At 70.4% G+C, this 21393-nt stretch carries 23 protein-coding genes; 11 read left to right on the top strand and 12 right to left on the bottom strand.

What is annotated here, in order from left to right:
- Nucleotides 1–129: 129 nt before the first annotated feature.
- From ACYVIP_RS02480 to ACYVIP_RS02500, 5 genes are all read right to left on the bottom strand, one after another.
- On the bottom strand, nt 130–1731 hold the full coding sequence (locus ACYVIP_RS02480) for a carboxylesterase/lipase family protein (RefSeq protein ID WP_460391487.1): 1602 nt from the start codon (nt 1729–1731) through the stop codon (nt 130–132).
- Nucleotides 1732–2047: 316 nt separating this feature from the next.
- Nucleotides 2048–2668, bottom strand: coding sequence for a class I SAM-dependent methyltransferase (locus ACYVIP_RS02485; protein ID WP_460391489.1), 621 nt, complete (start codon nt 2666–2668; stop codon nt 2048–2050).
- 99 nt (nt 2669–2767) lie between these two features.
- On the bottom strand, nt 2768–3172 hold the full coding sequence (locus ACYVIP_RS02490; RefSeq protein ID WP_460391491.1) for a hypothetical protein: 405 nt from the start codon (nt 3170–3172) through the stop codon (nt 2768–2770).
- 116 nt (nt 3173–3288) lie between these two features.
- Nucleotides 3289–5790: a protein kinase domain-containing protein gene (locus ACYVIP_RS02495; protein WP_460391493.1), complete on the bottom strand. Its 2502-nt coding sequence runs from the start codon at nt 5788–5790 to the stop codon at nt 3289–3291.
- Between the two features lie 34 nt (nt 5791–5824).
- Nucleotides 5825–6292, bottom strand: a complete 468-nt coding sequence (locus ACYVIP_RS02500; RefSeq protein WP_460391495.1) for a hypothetical protein — start codon at nt 6290–6292, stop codon at nt 5825–5827.
- Nucleotides 6293–6528: 236 nt separating this feature from the next.
- Here ACYVIP_RS02500 and ACYVIP_RS02505 point away from each other — a divergent pair, with 236 nt between their 5' ends.
- Together ACYVIP_RS02505 and ACYVIP_RS02510 are read left to right on the top strand one after the other, a co-directional pair.
- Nucleotides 6529–6702: a hypothetical protein gene (locus ACYVIP_RS02505; protein ID WP_460391497.1), complete on the top strand. Its 174-nt coding sequence runs from the start codon at nt 6529–6531 to the stop codon at nt 6700–6702.
- 26 nt (nt 6703–6728) lie between these two features.
- On the top strand, nt 6729–7103 hold the full coding sequence (locus tag ACYVIP_RS02510) for a type II toxin-antitoxin system death-on-curing family toxin (RefSeq protein ID WP_460391499.1): 375 nt from the start codon (nt 6729–6731) through the stop codon (nt 7101–7103).
- A 29-nt stretch (nt 7104–7132) separates the two neighbouring features.
- Here the strand turns inward: ACYVIP_RS02510 and ACYVIP_RS02515 are convergent, their stop codons facing one another.
- Genes ACYVIP_RS02515 through ACYVIP_RS02525 form a run of 3 tightly spaced genes read right to left on the bottom strand, consistent with a single transcriptional unit; the run spans nt 7133 to nt 9921 of the window.
- Nucleotides 7133–8500: a BTAD domain-containing putative transcriptional regulator gene (locus ACYVIP_RS02515; RefSeq protein WP_460391501.1), complete on the bottom strand. Its 1368-nt coding sequence runs from the start codon at nt 8498–8500 to the stop codon at nt 7133–7135.
- Between the two features lie 21 nt (nt 8501–8521).
- Nucleotides 8522–9415: a hypothetical protein gene (locus ACYVIP_RS02520; RefSeq protein WP_460391503.1), complete on the bottom strand. Its 894-nt coding sequence runs from the start codon at nt 9413–9415 to the stop codon at nt 8522–8524.
- A 59-nt stretch (nt 9416–9474) separates the two neighbouring features.
- Complete coding sequence (locus tag ACYVIP_RS02525) at nt 9475–9921, bottom strand: peptidase inhibitor family I36 protein (protein ID WP_460391505.1); 447 nt, start codon at nt 9919–9921, stop codon at nt 9475–9477.
- A 236-nt stretch (nt 9922–10157) separates the two neighbouring features.
- On the opposite strand from ACYVIP_RS02525, the gene ACYVIP_RS02530 reads away from it, so the two are divergent.
- From ACYVIP_RS02530 to ACYVIP_RS02545, 4 genes are all read left to right on the top strand, one after another.
- Nucleotides 10158–10859 (top strand): GntR family transcriptional regulator, encoded by a 702-nt coding sequence (locus ACYVIP_RS02530; protein WP_460391507.1) that lies wholly within the window; start codon nt 10158–10160, stop codon nt 10857–10859.
- Nucleotides 10860–10879: 20 nt separating this feature from the next.
- Nucleotides 10880–13399, top strand: coding sequence for a GcvT family protein (locus ACYVIP_RS02535; protein ID WP_460391509.1), 2520 nt, complete (start codon nt 10880–10882; stop codon nt 13397–13399).
- 143 nt (nt 13400–13542) lie between these two features.
- Nucleotides 13543–14313 (top strand): electron transfer flavoprotein subunit beta/FixA family protein, encoded by a 771-nt coding sequence (locus ACYVIP_RS02540; RefSeq protein ID WP_460391511.1) that lies wholly within the window; start codon nt 13543–13545, stop codon nt 14311–14313.
- Nucleotides 14314–14315: 2 nt separating this feature from the next.
- A complete protein-coding gene (locus tag ACYVIP_RS02545; RefSeq protein ID WP_460391513.1) occupies nt 14316–15290 on the top strand; it encodes an electron transfer flavoprotein subunit alpha/FixB family protein in 975 nt (324 codons plus the stop codon).
- Nucleotides 15291–15348: 58 nt separating this feature from the next.
- Here ACYVIP_RS02545 and ACYVIP_RS02550 read toward each other — a convergent pair whose 3' ends face one another.
- Both ACYVIP_RS02550 and ACYVIP_RS02555 read right to left on the bottom strand, forming a co-directional pair.
- Nucleotides 15349–15798: a nuclear transport factor 2 family protein gene (locus tag ACYVIP_RS02550; RefSeq protein ID WP_460391515.1), complete on the bottom strand. Its 450-nt coding sequence runs from the start codon at nt 15796–15798 to the stop codon at nt 15349–15351.
- 23 nt (nt 15799–15821) lie between these two features.
- Nucleotides 15822–16202 carry a DoxX family protein gene (locus ACYVIP_RS02555; protein ID WP_460391517.1) on the bottom strand — a complete coding sequence of 127 codons (381 nt, stop codon included), beginning with the start codon at nt 16200–16202 and terminating at the stop codon, nt 15822–15824.
- Between the two features lie 148 nt (nt 16203–16350).
- Here ACYVIP_RS02555 and sigJ point away from each other — a divergent pair, with 148 nt between their 5' ends.
- Nucleotides 16351–17256, top strand: a complete 906-nt coding sequence (gene sigJ, locus ACYVIP_RS02560; protein WP_460391519.1) for an RNA polymerase sigma factor SigJ — start codon at nt 16351–16353, stop codon at nt 17254–17256.
- Nucleotides 17257–17262: 6 nt separating this feature from the next.
- On the opposite strand, the gene ACYVIP_RS02565 is transcribed toward sigJ, so the two are convergent.
- Nucleotides 17263–17472 carry a hypothetical protein gene (locus ACYVIP_RS02565; RefSeq protein WP_460391521.1) on the bottom strand — a complete coding sequence of 70 codons (210 nt, stop codon included), beginning with the start codon at nt 17470–17472 and terminating at the stop codon, nt 17263–17265.
- Nucleotides 17473–17602: 130 nt separating this feature from the next.
- Between ACYVIP_RS02565 and ACYVIP_RS02570 the strand changes: the two genes are divergently transcribed.
- On the top strand, nt 17603–18325 hold the full coding sequence (locus ACYVIP_RS02570; protein WP_460391523.1) for a helix-turn-helix domain-containing protein: 723 nt from the start codon (nt 17603–17605) through the stop codon (nt 18323–18325).
- Nucleotides 18326–18380: 55 nt separating this feature from the next.
- Here ACYVIP_RS02570 and ACYVIP_RS02575 read toward each other — a convergent pair whose 3' ends face one another.
- Nucleotides 18381–19016, bottom strand: coding sequence for a hypothetical protein (locus tag ACYVIP_RS02575; protein WP_460391525.1), 636 nt, complete (start codon nt 19014–19016; stop codon nt 18381–18383).
- Nucleotides 19017–19312: 296 nt separating this feature from the next.
- On the opposite strand from ACYVIP_RS02575, the gene ACYVIP_RS02580 reads away from it, so the two are divergent.
- From ACYVIP_RS02580 to ACYVIP_RS02590, 3 genes are all read left to right on the top strand, one after another.
- Nucleotides 19313–19516 (top strand): DUF397 domain-containing protein, encoded by a 204-nt coding sequence (locus tag ACYVIP_RS02580; protein ID WP_460391527.1) that lies wholly within the window; start codon nt 19313–19315, stop codon nt 19514–19516.
- Nucleotides 19517–19605: 89 nt separating this feature from the next.
- Nucleotides 19606–20439 carry a Scr1 family TA system antitoxin-like transcriptional regulator gene (locus ACYVIP_RS02585; RefSeq protein ID WP_460391529.1) on the top strand — a complete coding sequence of 278 codons (834 nt, stop codon included), beginning with the start codon at nt 19606–19608 and terminating at the stop codon, nt 20437–20439.
- 66 nt (nt 20440–20505) lie between these two features.
- Nucleotides 20506–21387: an SAM-dependent methyltransferase gene (locus ACYVIP_RS02590; RefSeq protein WP_460391531.1), complete on the top strand. Its 882-nt coding sequence runs from the start codon at nt 20506–20508 to the stop codon at nt 21385–21387.
- Nucleotides 21388–21393: the final 6 nt, after the last annotated feature.

Below are 21393 nucleotides of genomic sequence, written 5' to 3' on the forward strand. Positions count from 1 at the left end.
GGGGGAGGTGCCCAACGGTTTGTATCGGGGTTGCCTCGGCTGGTCACCAGATCCACCACCGGACAAACACGTTGGCCGCCTCCCCAACTCGGGGAGGCGGCCAACGCTGTGCCGTGCGGTTGTTGTTGGCTAGCGGGATTCCCAGAACCGGCACTGGTGTTCGGCTGCCAGGTCCATCGGGGCGATGCCCTCAGGAGCGAGCGACAGCACGCGCGAGGACCTGTCCGTCGAGCCGAACTCGGGCCAGCGCGGTCCCGGCGCCGCGTTCGGGTTGCCCTTCCTGGCGAAGCTCGACCAGTAGTCGATCATCTGGTCGGACAGGTGCCGCTGCTCGTCGGTCAGCTTCGGCTCGATGTTGGCGAGGTTGAACAGCGACCACAACTCCGACGAGTGGTATGACCCCATGGGCATCGCCGGTGGCAGCGGGGACAGCGGCGGCGCGGCCGGGTCGGCGAACTCGTAGTGATAGACCGGAACGTGCTTCGCGAGCCCCTTGGACGTCTGGTACTGGTTGCAGGTCCACTTGCTGTCCGTGGTGATCGCGCTCCACGCCAGTGCCGCCGAGTCGTAGGCCGCCCTCGGGTACTTGGCCTCGATCTCCTGGCGGTCGTCACCGAAGGTGTCGGTGAGGACCGCGTCGTAGGTCTCCTCGCTCATCGGGTACTGGAAGTTGTCGTACATCGAGGTGGGCAGCCGGGTCTCGTCGCGGGTCTGGCCGGTCAGCACCGGCACCCGGTGGAACCGCCCGGTGTGGATCGCGTCCGCCGGGTTCTTCGGCAGTATCGAGGTGCCGTAGGCGGGCTGGATGTACTTCTGCAGCACCGGTGTCAGCGTGTCCACCGGCAGCGCGCGCAGGCACTCGACGGTGGCGTCGGTGTCGGCCCGCTGGCAGCCGAGGTCGGCCGCGGTCTGCGCACCCTGGCGCTCGAGCCGGTCGAGCGGCTCGTAGATCGCGTCCGCCGGTTGGCCGCGGAACTCGGCGTTGCGGACCCAGTCGAGGTCACACGCGCCGCTCTGCATGATCACCTTGTCGAACAGCCCGGCGGCGGCCGGGGAGGTCAGGTGCGCGCAGTTGCTGATCGCGCCGGCGGACTGGCCGGCGATGGTGACGTTGTCCGGGTCGCCGCCGAACTTCGCGATGTTGCGCTGCACCCAGCCGAAGGCCGCCTGCTGGTCGGCCAGCCCGAACGTGCCGGACCCGTCGAGCCCCGGGTGGCCGAAGAAGCCGAACACCCCGAGCCGGTAGTTGACCGTCACGACGACCACGTCGCCGCCCTCCACCACGCGCTGCGCGGGGTAGTTGCTGCTGGCGCCCATGTAGAAGCCGCCGCCGTGCACCCAGACGATGACCGGCTTCTTCTTCGACTTCTTCGCCGGTGTGGTCACGTTCAGGTACAGGCAGTCCTCGTCGCGGCTGCCGTCGGGCACCTCGCCAGGGGCCTGCGCGCACGCGGGGGCCGGGTTCGTCGCGTCCCGCTCACCCTCCCACGGCGCGGGCGGTCGCGGGTCCCGCCAACGCAGGTCGCCAACCGGCGGCGCGGCGTAGGGGATCGACTGGAACGCGCGGGTCGTGTCGGACACGGTGCCGCGCACCGCGCCGGACTCGGTCGCCACGAGCGCCGGGTCGGTCTCCGAGGTCAGCTCCGCCGCCTGACTCGTCGTGCCCCACAACACTCCCGCCGCGACCGCGGCCACCGCCGTCACCAGCGCCGGTATTCGCCAACTTGCCATCTCATGTCCCCGATCATTCGGTTTCCGACTGTGTCGGTGTCCAGTTGAGACGATCGACGCGGTCCTCGCCAGCGGCCAAGGCGGCGAGCGACCCCTACCAAAGTCGATACCCACGAAACCCTTCGGCTGCGCCCGCTCGCGACCGGGGAATGGCTGGTAGGCAACAAAACTCGATCAACCGAACAATCCGGAAACGGCCTGTGGACGCGGGGGACTGGGTGACGTGGGGACCGCTCGAGGTGCCGGCCGGCGTGTTGCGGGTGGCGCTGGTCGACCGGGGTCGGTGCGCACGATGTCGTCGCCGGCCCGGCCAGAGTCACCGCTGCCGGCGTGCCTGTACCACCGCGTCGACGCCGGTGCCGGCCGTGGCCCGGGGGCGGTCCTCGGCGACGATCACCGCCCACTCGCGCGGGTCGAGGGCGGCGACCGCGGCGTCGACGGAGACCTGGACCTGGTCGGCCGCGGCCGTGGGGTTGCCGGTGGCCGGGTCGACCGGTCGGTGACCGACGAGCAGCAGGGTCCCACCAGGGGCGACCCCGGCCGCGAGTCGCCGCACCGTCTCGGTCACCCCGCCGGCCAGGTGGACATACAGGCAGGTGACGAGGTCGTGGCGGCCCGGCGGCGGCGTCCAGGTCGTGAGGTCACCGTGCACCCAGTCGACGCGCTCGGCGACCGCTGTCCCGATGGTCTCGGCCCGTGACCGGGCGTGGTCCAGCGCGGTCTCGGCGAAGTCGACCGCCGTGACCCGCCAGCCACGCGCGGCGAGCCAGAGCGTCTCGGCCCCGTGCCCGCAGCCCGCGTCGAGCGCCACCCCCGGTGGCAGGTCGCCGGCCACGGTGAGCAGGTGGGTGCTCGGCGGACGGGTCGCGACCACGTCCGCGTGCGCATCCAGCGCCCGCGCCCACCGCCGCTCCCAGGAGTCCTGGTCGAACACCACGTCGATCACCTCCAACCGCAGTGTTCGCCGACCCGCGCGGACCAGACAAGTTGAGTTGCCAGCACAGCAACCCCCGCGCGAACACGCTCTTGTTCGAACTCATCGGCTGATGTGGTCGGTGTGGCGGCGCATTCCCGCGTGGTAAACCAGGCCGGTTCCGGTTCGGTCGTTTCGGTAGAACGCCTGCTCCAGATAGGTCGACCACTCGTAGTACCACTCCTGGCCTGGGTAGCCGCCGGTGTCCCGCTGGGTCGCACTCGCCTCGGCGCGCTCGTCATCGTCGTCGCCGTCCGGGCGCACGGTGAACCGGCCGGCGACCCCGTCCCGGCCGCCGGGCGCCGGCACCGGCTCGACACTGCTGTCGCCCCAGTCCTCGCCCGCGCGGATCTCCCAGTCGTGGACACCCCAGTCGCCGTCCCACACCGTCGTGTCGGCGGGCTGGGTCGTGGCGGCGACGCACGCGAGAGCCGCGAGCACACCGGAAATCGCGCGAAATCGAGTCATTCGGCAGCACTCCTGTCCGGGAGAAGGTCAGCCGAACGTAACTCCAGGAAAATCCACCTGGCCAGGTCAGCCGATTGGTGCGCGACAAAACTCGACCAATCGAACAATCCAGCTGGTCAGTGTGGCTGGCTCAGATCGCCGGGGAGGAATGCCGCCACCGTGGCGGTCACCGGTGCGTCCATCGCCTCTTTTTCCGCTTTCGGGTATTCCCAGCGAAGTCCGGCCACCGAACCCGGGCCGACGTGGACGCTCTCGTAGTAGATGTTCCCGTTCGCGAGATAGCCGGACACCGCGTACCGGTCCGCGCCCGCGTTCTCATACGTCACGGTGCCGCCGGCCGCCTCGATCGCGGAGACGCGCTCCGCCAACGTCTCCGCGACCGACGAGCCGGACACGTTGTTCGCACCCCACACGGCCATGGTCGCGGACTGGTCGGCGTCGGTGAACGTCGCGCCGTCGCCGTTCTGGCCGCTGTCCCGCTCGGCGAACCCGGCGGGCACCAGGCTGGTGTAGCCGTAGCGCGCGTTGCTGTAGGTGGTGTCCGCCGGCGGCGGGGCCGACGTCGAGACGGTGCCGGTCATCGCGGTCGGCCGGGCCGCGTCGAGGGTCCGGACGTTCGCCGCGATCCTGGTCCGCCGCCCGTCGCGTTCGAGGTACAGGGTGCCGGTCTCCAACCTGCCTTCCGGCCCGTCCGCGGCCAGCACGAGCCGCGTGTCCTCGCCGAGCGGCCGGACCGCGCGCACCGGGTCGGGCGTGGTCTGCCGCCACACCTGGCCGTCCAGGCGCCAGACACCAGGCTGGACGGCGTACTCGACGCCGCCGCCATCGGTTTCCCGGCACAGCATGAAGCTGGCGTGCAGCGTGTTGTCGGCGCTCCACCACACCTCGTCGATGTGCCCGCGCCCGGCGTCGCCCATGACGGGCAACGGGTCGATCACCGTGCTCGGCGACGACCTGCCGGACGCGACGTCGACCACCGTCACCCGCGCGTTGTCCGGACATTCCTGGGTCTTCACGTAGGCGTTGACGATCGCGAGCCGCGAACCGTCCGCGCTGAACGCGGCGTCGACCAGCGGATCGAAGCCGGCGGCCCCCACCGGCCGCGGGTCCCGGCCCGGCCGGACGAGGTGCGCGTCGATGAAGTCGCCGCCGGTCGCGGCCGTGTCCGCGGTCAGCGCCACGCCGGAGGTGCCGGTCACCAGCGCCAGCCCGTGGCCGTCGGGCTCGGCCCTCGGCCCGCGCACCGGCCACGACGTCGGCTGGGGGTCGGCCGCGGCCAGGTCGACCCGCAGGAACTCCTCGTCGGTGGTGAGCCACGCGACCTCACTGCCGCCGATCGGGACCGCGCGCTCACAGTCGTGGCAGGCCACCGTGCTGGCCGACCCGGTCGCGGTGTCGATGGCGGTGATCGTGCGGGTGCTCCGCCCGGACTCGACCGCGTAGGCGTACCGGCCGTCGGCGGTGAACGACGCGGCGTAGAACCCGCCGTCGTCGCCTGGCGCCTCGACGGTGCGCACCACCTCGGTGCCGCGCATGACGGTGATGGCGTTGTCGGTGGTGTACACGTAGGTCTGGTCGATGCTCGGCGGCGCGGCGGTCGCGTCCTCGTCCCCGCCCTGGTAGATGACGATGCCGACGCCGGCGACCACCGCGGTCCCGGCGGCCGCCGCGGCGATCTTCAACTTCGCGGCGGTCCACCAGCCGGCCGCCTGCAACGTGCTCGCGCCGACCGAGGTGGTCGTGGTCAGCAGCGCCAGCGGGGACATGGCCACCAGCGTGGCGACGCTCGCGACCAGCCGCTGCCAGCCGCGCTCCTCCCACTTCTTCCCGTAGGCGGCGACGGCCCGCTGCTCCAGTTCGGCGACGAACGCGCCCGCGCTGGCCGGCCGCGCCCGGGTGTCCTTGGCCATCCCCCTGGCGACCAGATCGCGCAGCGGCTCCGGCACGTTGTCCAGCGGCACCGGCGCGGACTCGTGCATGGCCTTGACGTGCTCGGCCGTCGTGTCGAACGGCCGCCTGCCGGTGACGCACTCGTAGAACACGCAGGTCGCCGCGTAGACGTCGGTGGCCGGGGTGCCCGGCTGGCCGGCCCACTGCTCGGGCGCCATGTACGCGGGCGAGCCGGCGGCCAGGCCGGCGTACCCGTCCAGCGTGGCCAGCCCGAAGTCCACCAGCTTCGACACCCGCTCCTGGGAGACCAGCACGTTGCCCGGCTTGTAGTCGCGGTGCACCACGCCGACCGAGTGCGCGGCGGCCAGCCCGAGCAGCGAGCCCTTGAGGAGGGCGAGCGCCGACTCCGGCGCCAGCACCGGCTCGGCCTTGAGCAGCGCCTGCAGGGAGACCCCGGGCACCGCCTCCATCACCAGCGCCGCGCCGTCCTGGGTGATCACGAAGTCGCGGATGCCGACGACGTACGGGCTGCGCACGCCCGACAGCAGCCAGGCCTCCCGCTGGAAGCCGGCCACGATGTCCGGTTGGGTGAGGAACTCCGCCTTCAGGTACTTGATGGCGACCAGCACGCCGCTGATCTCGTGCTTGGCCAGCACGACCCGTCCGAAGCCGCCAACCCCCAGCTGCGTGACCTCGGCATAGCCCGGCAGTGTCCAGTGCCCGCCCATCACCATTCCCTCGATTCCGGACGATTGTGCCAGGTCAGAACGTCTTACCGCCGACGGAGCGAACAAATGCCCGGTTCGCCGGGGCCAGCACGAGACCGATCGTCACCGCCGCCAGCAGGAAGCCGAGCAACCCGGTCGGCGCGGCGAAGACCAACGCGATCAGGTTGATCCCCAGCGCGATCGCCGCGACGACGGTCAGCACCTGGCTGTTGCGGCCGCTCTGCGCGGACACCCCGCCCCAGATGTAGCAGCCGCCGACGGCCAACGAGAGCACCCCGAGCAGCACGATGACCCCGCCGGTGCCGCTGGTTTCGCCACCGAGGCCGGCCGCGGTGTCCTCGACCGAGCTGATCATCGCGCCGCCGGCCAGCCAGATGATGCCGCCGATGATCTCGATACCGGCCGCGACGAACCCGAGGACGCCGGCCGCGGTCAACGTGCCCGGCCGCCGGACCGCCGGCATCGGCCGGCCCCAGACCGGTCCACTGGTCCCGTAAGTCATGGTCACTCCCCATCGACGGGCCGCACCGTGAGGGTGGGTGCGGCGGTGTGGCTCCACTGTCGAGGTCGCGAGCCGACCGGCCAACCAACATGATGCAGAAACGATGCACCGGCCATGACACGGCTCCTGTGATGCGATCGCGGAAGACGAACCGAACAAGGTCGGCTAGTCTGGGTGTTGCATGCGTGCAACATGGGTGGCATGCGTGCAACACATGCACAGGTTGGGAGGGCAGCGTGACGATCAAGGCAATCGAGGACGAGGTCCGCGAGGCCCGCGAAGCTACGCAGCATCTCCTGCCTGCCCGTGACTTCACGAAGCCAGGGCCCCGTCCCATGTCACTCGCTGACGCCATGAACAAGGTCAAGGTCGAGTACGGCGAGGCGCTGGACCTGCTTGGCAGGCTCTGAGCAGTTTGGGACTGTAGGCTCCACGGGTGTCCGACTGGGCCTACCTCACGAAAGCTGAGCTGATCGCCGAGACTCACCCGATTGGTGTGGGGCCGGTACGAGATCACGGTGCTTTAGCAGCATGCATGGCTTCGCCAGGGCATACGTTTGGTGGTCAGGAGCTGTATCCCGACATCTCCGATAAAGCCGCAATCGTTTGCTTCAATATCGCCAAGACTTATCACCCGTTCATCGATGGCAACAAGAGGGCGGCGGCTGTCGCGCTACTGACAACGTGCTACATGAACAGTTTCGTACCCATGTTGACGCAGTCCGACCTCGTGGCCGTGATCATGCTCGTGGCACGGGGCGACATGAGCCACGCGGATCTGGCTGCGTTCTTGCGCGTCAGGATGACGTAGCAGCGTCAGCGTTGTTGGCCAGACGCGGGCTATTCCGGGTATTTGTGTAGGCCGTGGTCGGCGCGGATTTCCTGGCTCATGGAGTCGATTTCCCGGGCCAGGCGGAGTGCGTGCTGGAAGCAGTCGCGGGCGCGGGTGTGGTCGCCGCGGGCGGCGTTGGCCCGGCCGAGGGCGTTGAGCGCGGCGGCCTGCACGTCGCGGGCGCCGGACTCGGCCGCGGCGGCCACGGCTCGCTCCAGGTAGCCGATCGCCGGTGGGTGGTCGCCGGCGGCCGTGTGCGCGGTGGCCAGCGCGAGCAGCGCGTCCGCGGTCGCGCGGGGGACGTCGCAGCGCCGCGCGGCGGCCAGTGCCTCGGTGGCGTAGTCGATGGCCAGCCGGTGCTCGCCGAGCTGGGCGTGGATCGCGGCGAGTTTGCCGGCCGCTCTGGACACGCCGTAGGTGTCGTTCGCGGCTCTGGTGATCGTCAGTGCCTGCGCCAGGTCCGCGCGGGCCTCCGCGAGTCTGCCGGACTTGCGGTGCCGGTCGGCGAACTCGAACAGCGCCCGGCTCCGGAACGCGGGATCGTCGCGCGGCAGGGTCACCGACAGCGCGTCGGCGAAGGCGGCGAACTGCTCGTCCGGGGACGGGCGCGGGTGCTCGGCGCCGGCGTTGCGCAGTGCCGGGTCCTGGCGCAGGATCCGCTGGTAGAGCGTGTGCAACTCGGCCGGTGGGTGCATGCCCTGCGCGTCGAGCCTGGCATACAGCTGGCGGTATTCGGACAGCGCCTCGGCGTGGCGGCCCGCCCGGTACCTTGCCGTCATCAGGTGGCCGACGAACGCCGCGTGCAGCGGATGCCGGCCAACCAGCTCGGCCAGCTCGGTGACGTCCACCCCGTCCGGCGCGGCGGCCAACTCCAACGTATAGCGCCGATCCAGCACGGCGAGCCGGCGCTCGTCCAGTCCGGTCGCGGCCGGCGCGAGTGCCGCGCTGTCCAGTCCGGACAGCACCGGACCGCGCCACAGCGCCAGTGCGGCGCGTAGTTCGGACACCGCGTCGGTGGTGCGCGACATCCGCTCGGCGAACTCGGCGCGCGACAGGTGCAGTTCGAACTCGCGCAGATCGCAGCGGCTGCCGTCGAGGTTGGCCACGAAACCCGGGCCGGACGCGGTGATCACGTGCGGCGGCGCCCCGTCGTCAAGCAGTTGGCGGCGCAGCGTGTTGGTGACGTTGCGGATCTGCCTGGCCGCGGTCGCCGGCGCGTCCTCGGCCCACACCACGCCGACGAGCCGGTCCACCGACACCACCCGGCCGGCCGCCAGCAGCAGCGCGGCGAGGATCTTCTCCTGCCGTGGCCCACCGAGCCGCACGCGGCGACCGTCCGCGACGATCTCCAGCGGGCCAAGCAGACCGAACCACACCCGCTGAGAATAACGACCGGATCAGCCGTTGACCTCGCGCGCCACCGCGAGCTGCTGCTCCTTGTGCCGCTGCTCGCGGGCCACGTCGGCGGCATGCTGCTGGATGAGCACCTCCTGCACGGCCCGTTCGACGCCGACCCAGGTCCGGACCCACTCGGCGCGTTCCTTGCACCGCACGTCCAGGGTGGCGACGGTGATCTCGTGCGCGGAGGGCCGGCCGGCGCTGAAGGCGGGATCGGTGATCGCGGCGTCCGGATCGTCGTACTGGAAACCCGCCGTGGCCATGCACCGCGACCAGACCGCGGCGGCCTCGATCACCGGCGGGGTGGTCCGGGTGACGTCGTGGCTGCGGCGGCTCAGCGCGAAGCTCGTCACCTCCTGGCCAGGCTGCCCGTCGGCGGCCAGCGTCCGGTCCGCCTCGCCCGCGCACCCGTCTGCCGGTACGGACTGGCCGTCGCGGGTGCCGGTGATGACCGCGAGGACCTCCGGCGACGGCTGCGCGGGCGCCTCGGCGTCGCGCGTGGCGAACACCGCGGGGTCGCGGTAGCCGTGGACCGCGGCCTCGCCCGCGTCGACGAGACCGTGCCGTCGCTGTGTGGCGGCGTCGCGCACGGGGTCGACCGGGGGGAAGGCGTACGTGAGCCCGTGGTCGGCGAGGCATCGCTCGATCAGCGTGTTGCGTGCCCTGATGACCTCCATCTCCTCGACCGGCGTCAGCAGCGAGCGGTCGAGCGGCAGGTCAAGGCCGTGCACCGTCGACACGTCGGTGGGGACCTTCGTGAGCGCCGCGTCGAGATCGGCCGCGTCGAAGCCCGGCGTGGCGGATGGCGTCGAGCAGCCGGCGAGCACGACCGCCGCGACGGCGCCCGCGACGACGGTGGCCGCGCGGTGCGGCCGGTGACCGGGAGTGACCATGGCGCGACCTCCGATTCGCGGTCGGGGTCGCGCCGCGCCGGCGCGACCCCGATCCTCGGCTAGGACTGGTCGCGGTTGGCGCAGTCGGCGTAGGCGCCGAAGCTCCCCGGCCACTTGAAGCTCGCGTTCTCGTTCTTCATGGTGGCGTTGAAATTGCTGGCGGCGTACGCGCCGAACGACTGGGAGGCGACGCTGCCGTTGCAGCCGCTGTTGTAGTAGACCGTCGCGGCGTAGGACCAGTTGTTGACCACCGAGGCGGCGTTGTTCTTCACCTGGACATTGCGGCCGTTGGTGCCGCCTTTGTTGAACAACTCGTTGTCGAGGTTGCCGTCCGAGTAGAGGAAATCGGCGCGGGCGCCCGCGTGGTTGCTGTTGAAATAGAAGCAGAAGTAGGCGTCCGGGCATCCCTTGATCGGCGCCGCGGCGGCGGCTGGGGCGGTGACGACGATCCCGGTGAGCGCGGCGACGACCGTCGCGAAGCCGATCAGCATTCGTTTAAGGTGCATGCGGGACTCCTTTTTCAATGACAATGTTTTCGGGCAGCGGATGCTGCGATGAGAAACGCGTCGAATTTTCCGGCCCCCATATTTTCCAGCTCTATCATGCCTACCGGTGGGGAATTTTTTCAATCACACCTTCAGGTGACCCGCCGACTTCGGGTCGCGGACGCGTGCGGAGTGCGCCGGTTGTTGCGCTACGTGATGGGTGTTGCGTACGGCGCTGATATATCTACGATGTACCAGTGGTCACCACGACAGGCCGAACGGACGGCGGGTACGCCCTGCCGGATCTGGTCACTGTCGAGCCGGAGACCCGCGTGGTCGCCAGCCTCAGCGAGAAGGCCTACTACCTGCTGCGCGACCGGCTGATCACCCTTGACCTCCCGCCCGGCGCGACGATCGACGAGCGCGCCCTGCAGGACGAGCTCGGCATGGGCCGCACCCCGATCCGCGAGGCCCTGCGCCGGCTGGCCGACGCCCGGCTGGTGGAGGTCGTGCCCCGCCGGGGAATGTTCGCCAGCCACGTCCATCTCGGCGACCTGCGCGCCATCAGCGAGGTCCGCGCCCAACTGGAGGGCTACGCGGCCAGGATCGCCGCGACCAGAGCACGAGCCACCGACCTGGCCGCGGCCACGACGTTGCTGGCCGAACTGCGCGCGAACCCCGCCGCCCCACGGGAACTGATCCGCCTCGACCAGCGCGTGCACCGCCTGGTGCACCGGGCGACGCACAACGCGTTCCTGGTCGCCACGCTGGAGGAGTACTACGTCCACAGCCTGCGGCTGTGGTTCCTGGTCCTGGACCACCTGCCCCACCTCGAACACGCCGTCAGCGAGCACGTCGAACTGCTGACCGCGATCCACGACCGCGACGCACCGACCGCCGAACGACTCGCCCGCCGTCACGTCGCCGACTTCGAAGAAAAGATCCGCATAGCCCTCTAAACCCCAGCCCCGGAGGAGCCATGACCTCAGCTCAGCCCGTGCCCGCCCGTGCGGATGTTCTCGTGATCGGCGCCGGGATCGTGGGGAACTCGGTGAGCTATCACCTCGCCGAGTTGGGATGGCGCGACATCGTCCTGCTGGACAAGGGACCGCTGCCCGACCCCGGCGGTTCGACCGGACACGCGTCCAACTTCATCTTTCCCGTCGACCACTCCCGGGAACTGACCGCGCTGACGCTGGATTCCATGGCCCAGTACGAGAAGTTCGGCACGCTCACCACCTGCGGCGGCATCGAGGTCGCCCGCGAGCAGGCCAGGGTCGAGGAGTTCGGCCGCCGCATGGCGTCGGCGACCTCCTGGGGCGTGCCGGCGGAGATCATCACCCCCGACCGGATCGCCGAGCTGGTCCCGTATCTGGACAAAAGCCTGCTGTTGAGCGGTTTCTGGACCCCGTCCGCGGCGGTGGTCGACTCGCTGCGCACCGGCGCGCTGATGCGCGAGCACGCCACCGCGCTCGGCGCGCTGACCATCTCGGCGAACACCGAGGTACTGGCCATCGAGACCACCGGCGGGCGGGTGTCGAAGGTCCGCACCGACCGCGGCGACATCGAGACCGACACCGTGGTGATCGCCTGTGGCGTCTGGAGTCCGCGCATCGCGCGGATGGCAGGTGCGAGCATTCCGCTGACCCCAGCGGTACATCAGATGATCGACGTCGGCCCGATCCCCGAACTCGCCGCCACCAACACCGAGATCGCCTTCCCGATCGTGCGCGACATGGACACCCTGATGTACGAACGGCAGAGCGGCGCGGACCTGGAGGTCGGCTCCTACGCCCACCGGCCGATCCTGCACGACCCGGACGACATCCCGTCGATCGCCGCCGCCCAGCTCTCCCCGACCCAGCTGCCGTTCACCGCCGACGACTTCGACCAGCAGATGCAGGACGCGCTCGACCTGTTCCCCGACATCCTCAGCACACCCGGCGCCGGCGTCCGGCACGCGATCAACGGTCTGCTGTCGCTGACCCCGGACGGCAGCCCGCTGCTCGGCGAGACCCCGGAGGTCCGCGGCCTGTGGTCGTCGGCCGCGGTGTGGATCAAGGAAGGCCCCGGCGTCGGCCGGATGCTCGCGCAGTGGATGACCAACGGCCACACCGAGATCGACCTGCACGGCGCGGACATCGCCCGGTTCTACCCCCACCAGCGCACCACCCACCACGTGCGCGCCCGGGCCGCCGAGGGCTTCAACAAGACCTACGGCATCGTGCACCCGCGCGAGCAGTGGACGGCCAACCGCGGCCAGCGGCTTTCCCCGTTCCACCAACGGGAAGTGACCCTCGGCGCGGAGTTCTTCGAGGTCGGCGGCTGGGAACGGCCGCAGTGGTACGAGTCGAACCGCCCGCTGCTGACCGAGTTCGCCGACCGGATCGACGACCGGCCACACGAGTGGGACGCCCGCTGGTGGTCGCCGATCACCAACGCCGAGCACCTGGCGATGCGCGAGCGGGTCGCGATGATCGACCTGACCGCGTTCGCGCAGTTCGAGATCTCCGGTCCGGGCGCGCTGGACTACGTGCAGCGGATGGCCGTGGCGCAGCTGGACCGCCCGGTCGGCAGGTTGATGTACACGCCGATTCTCGGGCCGGACGGCGGTTTCCGGGGCGACCTGACGTTCGTTCGCCTGGCGCCGGACCGGTTCCGGGTGGTGACCGGCGGGGCCGACGGCGCCCGCGACCGCAAGTGGTTCACCGACCACCTGCCGGCCGGGGTGACCTTCGCCGACCTGACCTCCTCGGTGTGCACGGTCGGCGTGTGGGGCCCCCGCGCGCGGGACCTGCTGGCCGCGGCCACCGCCGACGACGTGTCCGACGCGGGTTTCCCGTTCGGCACCGGGCGATGGCTCACCATCGGCGGCGTGCCGGTGCTGGCGTTGCGGCTGTCCTACGTCGGTGAGCTGGGCTGGGAGCTGCACGCGCCGTTCGAGCAGGGCCTGCGGCTGTGGGACACGCTGTGGGAGGCCGGGCAGCCCCTTGGCGTGGTGCCCGCCGGCATCGGCGTCTACGGCACCACCGGCCGCCTGGAGAAGGGCTACCGGCTGATGGGCGCCGAGCTGGACGCCGAGTACGGCCCGGTGGAGGCCGACCTGGCGCTGCCGAGGGTCAAGTCCCAGGACTTCATCGGCAAGGACGCCTACCTGCGGGCGCGGGCCGAGGAGCGGGCGGCGGTGATGTGCACGCTGACCGTCGACGACCACGTCGGGCCGGACGGCGTTCGCCGCTATCCCCAGGGCGGCGAGCCGATCCTGACCCTCGCGGGGGAGCGGATCACCGACCGCGAGTCCCGACCGTCCTATGTGACCAGTGCCGGTGCCGGCCCGTCGGTCGGTGCCTACCTGCTGCTGGCCTACCTCCCGCCGGAGCACGCGGTGGAGGGCACGGCGTTGCTGGTGGAGTACATGGGTTTCCGTTATCCGGTCACCGTGGCCCGCGTCGGCCGCCGCCCCCTGTTCGACCCCGACGACCAACGGATGAGGGCATGAGCAACCTTCCAGCCACCCCACCTGAGCCGAGTGGCACCCAACCGCACCCAAGGGGAACGGAACGCAATCCAGCCACCGACAAGCACAGAACCGGAGCACGTCAACCCAACGCAACGGAAACTTCTGAATCCGGGGAGACGGGCATGCGGGTTGTGGTGTGTGTGAAGCGGGTGCCGGCGACCGGGTCCGCGGTGCCGTTGACCGAGGACGGTACGGAGGTGGACACCCGTCATCTCGGGTTCACCATCGGGCCGCACGAGGAGTGCGCGGTGGAGGAGGCGGTGCGCATCGTCGAGCGGGTGGGCGGCAGTGTCACCGTGCTCACCGCCGGACCGCCCGAGGCGCAGGAGCAGTTGCGGTACGCGCTGTCCCTCGGCGCCGACCACGCGGTGCTGGTGGAGACCGGACCGAGTGAGGTCGACCCGCAGGCCTGCGCGGCGGCGATCACCGACGCGCTCCGGGTGCTCGAGTCCGAGGACCGCGGACCCGACCTGATCATGTTCGGCAACGAGTCCGCCGACGCCGGCAACTACCAGGTCGGCATCCGGGTCGCCTACGCGCTCGGGCTGGCGATCGTCGGCGGGGTCAAGGGCATCGAGCTGGATCCCGACGCCGGCCGGGCCACGTTGCGGCGCGCGGTGCCGGCCGGGGTCGAGGTGTACGAGGTGGCGCTGCCCTGCGCGGTCGCGGTCAAGGAGGGGCTCAACCTGCCTCGGTATCCGAGCATCAAGGGCAGGCTGCGGGCCAAGAAGACCCCCGTCCGCACCATCCGCCCGGAGCTGGTGGCCGGTGGGCTGCGCAAGGTCCGGCTGCGACCCCCACCAGAGGCCGAGCGGGAGACCGTCGTGCTCGGCCGGGGGCCCGCCGCGGCCGAACGGGTCGTGGACGTGCTGGCTGAGCTGGGGGTGGTGTGACGGTGTCTGTGCTGCTGACTGTCGTCGAGGTCGAGGACGGCGCGATCGCCGCCGAGTCGGTCGCTGCGCTGGGCTTCGCCGGTGAGTTGGCCGCGCGGCTCGGGGTCGCGGTGGCGGCGGTGTCCTTCGGGACGGCCGAGGTCGCCGACGCCATCGGCGAGCTGGGGGTGCCCCGGCTGCGGGTGGTCGAGCACGACCTGCTCGGCGAGTACGCGCCGGAATGCTGGGGCGAAGCGTTGGCGCAGCTGCTCGGCCACCTCGCCCCGGTCGGCGTGCTCGCCGCGGCCACCGAGCGCGGCAACGAGCTGATGGCGCACGCGGCGGCCAGGGCGGGGTTGCCGTTGGCCACCAACTGCGTCGCGGTCGGCGCGGGGGAGCCGTGGACGCTCACCAGGACCAGGGGCGGCGGGGTGCTGCTCGAGGACGCGGAGCTGAGCGCCTCGGTCAAGCTGGTCACGGTGACCCCGGCGGCCGCCCGCCGGCCAGCGGCCGCGCCGGTCGAGCGGGTCGAGGTCGCCACGTTCACGCCCGTCTTCGCCCCGGTGCCGGCGCACGGCAGGCTCGTCGAGCGGACCGCGGCCGCCGGAGGGGTCACCCTGACCAGTGCCCGGGTGGTCGTCTCCGGCGGCCGCGGGGTCGGCAGCGCGCAGGGTTTCGCCGTGCTGGAACAGCTCGCCGAGCTGGTCGGTGGGGCCGTCGGCTGCTCGCGGGTGGCCACCAACAACGGCTGGCGACCGCACAGCGACCAGGTCGGCCTGACCGGCACGCGGATCACCCCGGAGCTCTACATCGCCTGCGGGATCAGCGGCGCGACCCAGCACTGGGTCGGTTGTATGGACGCCAAACGGATCCTCGCGATCAACACCGATCCCGACGCCCCGATGGTGACCAGAGCCGCCTACGCCGTGATCGGCGACGTCCACCAGATCCTGCCCGCCGTCATAGACGAGATCCGCCGACGCGCGAGCGACGCCTAGCGGTACAGCGATGCCCTGAATGAGGCATTGGAGACGTTCAACGCCCTGAATGGGGCATTCAGGGCAGTTGGCGCTTGGCCGCGGTGCCGGTCAGGGGGGAGTCGTCCTGGTAGCGGAGCTCGTAGGTGCGCTCGGCGAACTTCCAGCCCTCCGGCGTGCGCCGGTAGCGGTCGTGGTAGATCGCGAAGTTCGCGTGTGAGCTGCCGTCGCGGAAGCGCCCGAGCTCCTGGATGTACACCCGGCCGACCCCGGTGTCGCCGTCGAGCTCGAGCCACCCGGGATGGGTGTTCTGCACGAAGAACTCCCAGGTGCCCTGCAGCCGCTCTATGCCGGCCCGGACCTCCTCCCGGCCGGTGAACTCGATGCCCCCGGCCGGGATCCGCCACACACCGTCCTGAGTGAACAGTGCCCCCCACCGGTCGTAGTCGCGCTGCATCCCCGCGTCGGTGAACTCGCCGACCAACGCGGCGATCGCCAGCCGGTCGGCCATGATGATGAGGTCGTTCATGTTGTCTCCCTTGGGTTTTATGATCAACTGGCGAAGGACTGCGGCCCGAACCGGCCCCAGGCCACGAGTGCGGCCATGGCGAGCAGGGTCAGCGGCACCGCGACCGTGCGGGTCTCGTGCCGGCGGACGTGGACGACGACCGCGCCGGCCATCAGCAGCACGACCCCCGCGGCGGCCAGCGGAACCAGCACCGGGACGATGTCGAGCGCGGCCGGCAGGATCAGGCCCACCGCCGCCATGACCTCCAGCACCCCGATGACCTTGACCGTGCCGCCGCCGAGGTCCTCGACCCAGCCGTAGCCCCCGGCGACCAGCTTCTCCGTTGGCTGGAACAACTTCTGCAGGCCGCTGGCCAGGAAGATCGCGGCCAGCAGCCCCGCGACGATCCACAGCGTGAGGTTCATGGGCTTCCCCGTTTCGCTCGATGGTGTGTCCCCGAGCTGTCCGACGAAACCGCCGCGCGGACTGTGAGGTGCCGCGCGGACGTCACATTCCGGCGGGCTACGTCGTCAGGACCGGTGACCGGGGACGCGAACAGGGGGAGACGTAGCCATGGAGGATCCGAGCCTGGACGCGATCATGGGCGAGCGGCGTCAGCTGATCAACGTGGCCTACCGGCTGCTCGGCTCGCTGTCCGAGGCCGAGGACGTGGTGCAGGAGACCTACGCCCGCTGGTACACCCTGTCCGAGACCAGGCGCCAGGCCATCGAGTCCCCCGGCGCCTGGCTGACGACGGTGGCCAGCCGGATCTGCCTGGACCTGCTGGGCTCGGCCAGGGCCCGGCGGGAGCGCTACGTCGGCGAGTGGGTGCCAGAGCCGCTGCCGGAACGGACCGAGTTGGCCGGCGTGCTGACCGTCGACCCGGCCGACCGGGTGACCCTCGACGAGTCGGTCAACATGGCCTTCCTCGTGGTGCTCGAGTCGATGACCCCGGCCGAGCGGGTCGCGTTCGTGCTGCACGACGTCTTCCGCTATCCGTTCGCCGAGGTCGCCGAGATCGTCGGCCGGACCCCGGCGGCGTGCCGCCAGCTCGCGTCCTCCGCGCGGCGGCGGGTGCGCGCGGCGCGGACGCCGGGGGCGCCGAGCGCCGGGCAGGCGGGCATCGTCCGGGACTTCAAACTCGCCTGGCAGGCCAGGGACATCGAGGCGCTGATCGGCCTGCTCGACCCCGAGGTCACCGCGATCAGCGACGGCGGCGGCCTGGTCAACGCCAAGCTTCAGCCGGTCCATGGCCGGGAGCTGGTCGCGCGGTCGCTGATCGAGATCGCCGGCAGGATGCCCGACCTGATCGTGCTGGAGCGCACGGTCAACGGGCAGCCGGGCCTGATCACCCAGCAGGACGGGGTGACCGCGGGGGTGATGGCCGTGGACGTCGTCGACGGCCGGATCAGGCACCTGTGGGCGGTACTGAACCCGAACAAGCTCCGCCCGTGGGTTGGTCCGCCTCCCCGGGACTGAGCCGGCTCAGGCGACCACCCTGTGTCGCGCGGTCGAGCGGCGGATCGTCAGGACGACCACCAGCAGTACCAGGATGAGCGCGTCGACGCTCCAGAGTCCGGCCGACAGCCAGAGCACGCCGTTGGCGATCGCGAAAACCACCATCGGCGCGCCGGCGTGGCCGCCAAGGCGGTCGAGCGGCGTCGGGCCGTCGGCGCGGCGCTGTTCGGTTTTCATGGGATCAGCACACACGTGGCCGTTACGGCACACTCAAGGGTGCTGTGACTCGCTTCACCGAAGTTGACCCTGCCGTAGCGGCACGGTTTCTACTGGTGCGGAGAGCTCGCGAACCGAGGAGGGGCTGGCCGTGGCCTGGAGCACCCGTCAACTCGCCGACCTGGCCGGCACCAGCCTGCGGACGGTGCGGCACTATCACGAGGTTGGCCTGCTGGCCGAGCCGGAGCGACGGTCCAACGGCTACAAGAGCTACGGCGTCGCGCACCTGGTGCGCCTGCTGCACATCAGGCGACTGACCGACCTGGGGTTCTCCCTCACGCAGATCTCGGAGATGGGCGAGGAGGACGAGCACCCGGAGGAGGCGCTGCGGCGGCTGGACGCCGAGCTGGCCGCGACCATCGAACGGCTGCAACGGGTCCGGGGCGAGCTGAGCGTGATCCTGCGCCACTCCGCCCGGACCGACCTGCCGACGGACCTGGCCGCGGCCGGCCGGAAGATGTCCGACGCCGACCGCTCGATGATGGTCGTGTTGAGCAGGCTGTCCAGCCCGTCGGCGATGACCGCCTACAAGGAGATGATGGACGCCGGCGACCCGGAGCCCACCCTCACCGAGTTCGACGACCTGCTCGCCGACGCCGACGAGCAGACCAGGGAGGCCCTGGCCCGACGCCTCGCCCCCTACGTGCGCGACCTGCGCACCGAGAACCCGGCGATGGGGGAGCTGAAGGCCGGCTCACCGGCCGAGATGCGCTTCGCCAGGCAGTCGATCGGCGTGGCCATCAAGGACCTCTACAACTCCGCCCAGATCGATGTCATGGTCCGCGTGGAGCGCCTGATCAACAGCCCTGAATGAGGCATTGGCGACGTTCACCGTCCTGAATGGGGCATTCAGGGCACTGCGCCAGGCTTCACAGGTTGGTCCACAGGGTCTCGATGTCGAGTACCCGGTTGCGCCGCAACGTCAGCGTCCGTTCGGTCGCGGCGAGCACGCCGGCGACGGTCAGCGAGGCGTTGAGCCAGGCCGGCAGCTGGATCGGTGAGGTGAAGGTGCCGACCCACTCCTCGACCCGGTCGAGCCGGGTGAGCAGCTCGATGGCCTGCGGCACGGCCAGCACGAGGCTGGTCACCAGGATCGCGATCGCCGCCCACCCGATGGCCCGGCTGAGCCGGGGATGGCGACGGTGCAGGCGGCCACGCCGGTGCTCGAGCGTGCCGGGCAGCGGGTCGAGGCGCCGTTCCGTGCCGTTGTCCATGACCAGGTGCACCCGGCGCACCCCGTAGGGCGTGCTGGCGACCTCGATCACGCCGCCGGCGACGGGGAAGGCGGCCGGCATCTCCATCGTCGCCAGCTGCCGGCCGTCGACGTACAGCTCGGCGTGCCCGTCGTCGCGGCTGACGTCGACCTGGACGGTGTGGTTGACCAGTTCACCGTGCCGGTCCGGGTGGTCGATGGTGTAGATGAGCCGGTGGAGGATCTCGTGGCGGCGCAGGGGTGACAGTCGCTTGCCGGTGGTCCCTTCCGGCCGGTCGTCCACACGGTTCATGGTCGCTCGCTCCAGGTAGCTCGGGTGTCATCTGCTACCAGTGCACACTGTGCCGTAGCGGCATACTCAAGCCTCGAGGCACGGAAAGAGGCGCGGGTCACGTCTGGCCGACTGTGACATTCGCGCCGGATTTGTGTCTGAGTCCACCGCGTGTCGGGTGAAAGGATATGGGCGCTGACTATCATTTTCGTGATGGCCGGTACCAGCCGGCTTCTGGCAATTGCCAGGCCTTGCGAGGCGAATATTCAACCGGTCAGCATATTCCTGTCATTGTCGCCCGGAATGAGTGAGCTGATATGAGAACTCTGCAGGCGTCTCCTGGCGGTCAGGTCGGCGCGGGCTGGCGTCGGTCCAGCGCCTCGGTGCCCGACGACGAATGTGTCGAGATCTGGCGTCGGGGAGACGGTGTCCGCGTGCGTGACTCAAAAGATCGGAAAGGCACTGAGCTGCGGTTTCGGCAGGAGACCTGGGAGCTGCTGCTGAGGGGACTCCACCACTGAGAGTGATCTCGATGACCTGGCCTGGCAGGCTTGCCATAGTCTCAGCGGGACGAAGACCACCCTAACGAGTGAGGAAGAGGAGCCAGCTCGTGGCGTTCCAGCCTACTCAGCGTGACCTCAACCTTGGTGCCGCGCTCCGGGCGGCACGCACCGCCGCCGGCCTGAACCAGGAGCAGGTGGCCGAGCGGCTCGGGCTCAGCCAGGCGAAGGTGTCCCGCTTCGAGACGGCACGCCAGGAGATCCCCCGCTTCCGGATGGAGGAGCTGGTCGACCTCTACCGGCCGGCCCCCGACCTGTTGGCCGAGCTGGAGTCGCTGGCCACGCCGCCGGACGTGGACGATACCGACCACCCGTCGCCCAACCGGGACTTCATGGCGCTGAAGCAGGCCGAGCAGGACGCGCTGGAGATCCGGTCGGCCTACGGCGAGGGCATCCCGCGCCAGCTGCAGGCCGACCAGTACATGCTCGTACAGAGCGCGAAGGCGGGGATCGTGACCAGCGAGGCCCGGCTGCTGGCCGAGAAGCGCCAACGCGAACGGCTGCTCAGCCGCGACCAGCCGCCGAGGTACTTCCAGCTGCTGAGCGAGTCGTCGCTCTACCGGGTGCCAGGGGGAACCCCGGAGCTGCGGCGGGAGCAGGCGCGCCACCTGTTGTCCCTGGTCGAGAAATATCAGCAGCTCTGTCTTCAGGTGGTCACCTTCGACGCCGACCTCGCGCATTTCAACAACATGACCGTGTTGTCCTTCGCCGACCGCCGACGGAATGTCGTCTATCTACCGAACGACCGCTACGGAAAACTGCACCGGCAGCCGACGGCGGACAAGGTCGAGATCCAGTGGGAGAAGATGCGCAGGGTCGCGCTCAGCGAAGAGGAAAGTCAGAAATTTATTCACGAGATCGCCCGGTCAGGGCAAACTCGCTGAAATCCGTCGAGGTCATTGCGGTAGCCTTCCGCGTAGTCACTCGGCGAGTCGGGGAGGCGCAACATCGTGTCGCAACGGTCGTCCGGATTACTGCCTCCGGTCGTCGTCGCGCTGGAGACGCCCAGCGTCGCGCGGGTCTACGACTACTACCTCGGCGGCTCGACCAACTGGGAGGTCGACCGCACCTTCGGTGACCAGGTGCTCGACCAGTTCCCCATCGTGCGGCGGATCGCCTTCGCCCACCGGCTGTTCCTCAACCGGGTCGTCGGTCACCTCATGCGCCGGGGGATCAACCAGTTCCTCGACATCGGCGCCGGGATGCCCAGCTCCGGCGCGACCCACGAGGCCGCCGACAACTGGGCGATCCACGCCCACCAGCGCCCCTACGCGCGCGTGGTCTACGTCGACCACGACCCGCTGGCCGCGGCCTACGGGCAGCTGCTGCTGGCCGAGGAGGGCGACCGGCGGCGGCACGCCATGATCGAGGCCGACCTGCGCGCCCCGGAGGACCTGTGGGCCCAGGCGCTGGATACCGACCTGCTCGACCGCAACCAGCCGGTCGGCCTGCTGTTGGTCGGCCTGCTGCACCTGGAGCAACGCGACGCGTGCGGCAACGAGGTCGGCACGAGCTCGGTGGCGAAACTGTGCCAGCTGATGCCCTTCGGCTCCTACGCCGCGGTCTCGCACGTCACCGACGACGGCGTGCCGGTCGCCGTGGCGCGGACGCTCACCGGTCTCAAACGGCTCTACGACCAGACCGGCGCACCGGTGAGCTGGCGGTCCCGGGCGCAGGTCCAGGCGCTGCTCGGCGACTGGCGCGACGTCGCTCCCGGCTGGACCTCGGCGGTCGACTGGCACCCAGAGGACACCGGGCCGCACGCGCCGCACATCGCGCTGCCGGCCGCGAGCAAGGCGGTCATCTGGGCGGGTGTCGCGCGAAAAGCCTGATTCGGT

The organism is Actinophytocola sediminis, from assembly GCF_054779715.1.

What these genes read in the sequence shown, in the direction of transcription:
- ACYVIP_RS02540 (WP_460391511.1), top strand. Translation starts at nt 13,543, where the DNA reads ATGCGGGTTGTGGTGTGTGTGAAGCGGGTGCCGGCGACCGGGTCCGCG.
- ACYVIP_RS02555 (WP_460391517.1), bottom strand. Translation starts at nt 16,202, where the DNA reads ATGAACCTCACGCTGTGGATCGTCGCGGGGCTGCTGGCCGCGATCTTC.
- ACYVIP_RS02500 (WP_460391495.1), bottom strand. Translation starts at nt 6,292, where the DNA reads ATGACTTACGGGACCAGTGGACCGGTCTGGGGCCGGCCGATGCCGGCG.
- ACYVIP_RS02490 (WP_460391491.1), bottom strand. Translation starts at nt 3,172, where the DNA reads ATGACTCGATTTCGCGCGATTTCCGGTGTGCTCGCGGCTCTCGCGTGC.
- ACYVIP_RS02495 (WP_460391493.1), bottom strand. Translation starts at nt 5,790, where the DNA reads ATGGGCGGGCACTGGACACTGCCGGGCTATGCCGAGGTCACGCAGCTG.
- ACYVIP_RS02575 (WP_460391525.1), bottom strand. Translation starts at nt 19,016, where the DNA reads ATGAACCGTGTGGACGACCGGCCGGAAGGGACCACCGGCAAGCGACTG.
- ACYVIP_RS02580 (WP_460391527.1), top strand. Translation starts at nt 19,313, where the DNA reads ATGAGAACTCTGCAGGCGTCTCCTGGCGGTCAGGTCGGCGCGGGCTGG.
- sigJ (WP_460391519.1), top strand. Translation starts at nt 16,351, where the DNA reads ATGGAGGATCCGAGCCTGGACGCGATCATGGGCGAGCGGCGTCAGCTG.
- ACYVIP_RS02525 (WP_460391505.1), bottom strand. Translation starts at nt 9,921, where the DNA reads ATGCACCTTAAACGAATGCTGATCGGCTTCGCGACGGTCGTCGCCGCG.
- ACYVIP_RS02535 (WP_460391509.1), top strand. Translation starts at nt 10,880, where the DNA reads ATGACCTCAGCTCAGCCCGTGCCCGCCCGTGCGGATGTTCTCGTGATC.
- ACYVIP_RS02520 (WP_460391503.1), bottom strand. Translation starts at nt 9,415, where the DNA reads ATGGTCACTCCCGGTCACCGGCCGCACCGCGCGGCCACCGTCGTCGCG.
- ACYVIP_RS02565 (WP_460391521.1), bottom strand. Translation starts at nt 17,472, where the DNA reads ATGAAAACCGAACAGCGCCGCGCCGACGGCCCGACGCCGCTCGACCGC.
- ACYVIP_RS02550 (WP_460391515.1), bottom strand. Translation starts at nt 15,798, where the DNA reads ATGAACGACCTCATCATCATGGCCGACCGGCTGGCGATCGCCGCGTTG.
- ACYVIP_RS02480 (WP_460391487.1), bottom strand. Translation starts at nt 1,731, where the DNA reads ATGGCAAGTTGGCGAATACCGGCGCTGGTGACGGCGGTGGCCGCGGTC.